The 1,671-nt window shown below is 63.6% G+C and carries 2 protein-coding genes and 1 pseudogene; all 3 read left to right on the top strand.

What is annotated here, in order from left to right:
* On the top strand, positions 1–244 hold a 244-nt coding region (locus tag K9U40_RS22860; protein WP_282892382.1), incomplete at its 5' end, for a type II toxin-antitoxin system RelE/ParE family toxin.
* Positions 245–535: 291 nt separating this feature from the next.
* Positions 536–879: pseudogene (locus K9U40_RS22865) on the top strand (zincin-like metallopeptidase domain-containing protein); the annotation flags it as partial.
* A 551-nt stretch (positions 880–1,430) separates the two neighbouring features.
* Positions 1,431–1,671, top strand: a 241-nt coding sequence (locus tag K9U40_RS22870) for a DUF736 domain-containing protein (protein WP_282892383.1), incomplete at its 3' end; no start/stop codon positions are given.

Genomic DNA, 1,671 nt, shown 5'->3' on the forward strand with positions numbered 1-1,671 from the left:
CACCCATATCGAAGCTGATAGTCCGAAGGCCGCCATCGCCGTCGACGAGCGGATTTCGGCCGCGGCCCATCGCCTCTTGGAGTTTCCTGAAAGCGGGAGGCCCGGCCGTGTCCCGGGAACGCGGGAGTTCGTTATTCCCGGCACGCCCTATATCGCTGCCTATACCGTGACGACGACATTCGTGCGCATTCTGTGCGTCCTTCATGGTGCACAGATCTGGCCGGGCGACTTCCCCGAGAGCTGAGCAGTCGCGGGTTACACGGCGCTTTCGCGCCGCGAAATGGACGCAGCCGCAATGTTGTGCCAGGCCATCTTTCTCTCATTGCCATCCATCATACTGGCAGTCAGGCCGCGTCAAGGACGCGCGGTGCCCCCAATTTTGCCACCGCCGCGCGACAACGAAATCGGCTCCCCACGCGCCGACCCCGCCGGTCGCTTCACGATCCTGTCCCGTCCCTCCAACGCCCGGTGATCCGCCTTCGTCAACGAGACGAAGGAGCTTCACATGACGATGGTTCTCGACATTCACACCGGAATCGCTGAACTGCGCGCCGAGCTTGCGCATTGCATCCTCACCCGCAAGGAATGCGCCGACCCTCGCCGCGTCGGCCGAGATCTCAGCCGCTACGCAAAGGATCATTCCGAGAGGGCGCGCGAGGAACTCGTGGCGGAGATTGGTTCGACGCTCCTCTACGCGATCTCGGAATTGTCGCCGACCTGGAACCGCGGCCTGACCACGCCGGGTACCTCGGATGCTGGCTGAAGACCCTCGCCGATGATAAGCGGGCGATCTTTCAGGCGGCTGCTCACACGCAACGCGCCGCCACCTACCTGCACGGCCTGCAGCCACGGCCCGAGGTGGAGCGTGAGGATGCCTGACGCGTGATACCCCGGCTCTTGGAGGATAGCGACGAGCCGTCCTCCGTTCGTCCACACGCGCTGTCCGAGGCTTCATCGGATGCAGGGGCGCAGTCATCGGCCCAATCTCCCTGGCGGACTTCTGCTGTACCTCTCGACCAGAGAGGATGTTCGGAGCCAGCGGTGGCGTGTCGGCTTTCGGCTGCTTGGTCCATGAAGGGCAGCGTCAAGCGAGTGCGATCAGGGGCCGTTGCTCCCGGAAGAAAGAGCCATGGCATCGGGCTTGTCTTTCCTCCCCGTGTGCCTTCGGTGGCTCGTGCCCAACGCACCTCGATGGAGCTGGTCTGACCGAAGGGCGATCTCGCTTCGCTCCCTCTCGATCTTATTTCCGCAACGGACGTCGCCGGCTTTTTTCCGCCGCCTTCGGCTTTGCATCGCGAGACAAAAAAACCGCCGCGTGCCGTCTTCCACTGCGTTCCAGCCCCGTGGGGTGCGGTCCGATCGCCTCCGGTTCATCGACCACCATCGAGGTCGCGGTGGGCGCGGCCTGAGAAAACCAAAGGAATGAGACAATGGCTTCCATCGGCACCTTCACCTCGACCGACAACGGCTTCACCGGCGTCATCAAGACCCTCAACCTCAACGTTAAGGCCAAGATCGTTCGCGCCGAGCGCACCTCCGACAAGGGCCCCGACTTCCGCATCCTCGACAGCCGCAACGTGGAATTCGGCGCCGCCTGGCAGAAGACCGCGAAGGAGACGGAGCGCGACTACCTCTCCGTCAAGCTCGACGACCCTTCGTTCCCCGCTCCGA

Source organism: Xanthobacter autotrophicus, from assembly GCF_030015065.1.
In the GTDB taxonomy this organism is placed as follows: Bacteria; Pseudomonadota; Alphaproteobacteria; order Rhizobiales; family Xanthobacteraceae; genus Xanthobacter; species Xanthobacter autotrophicus_D.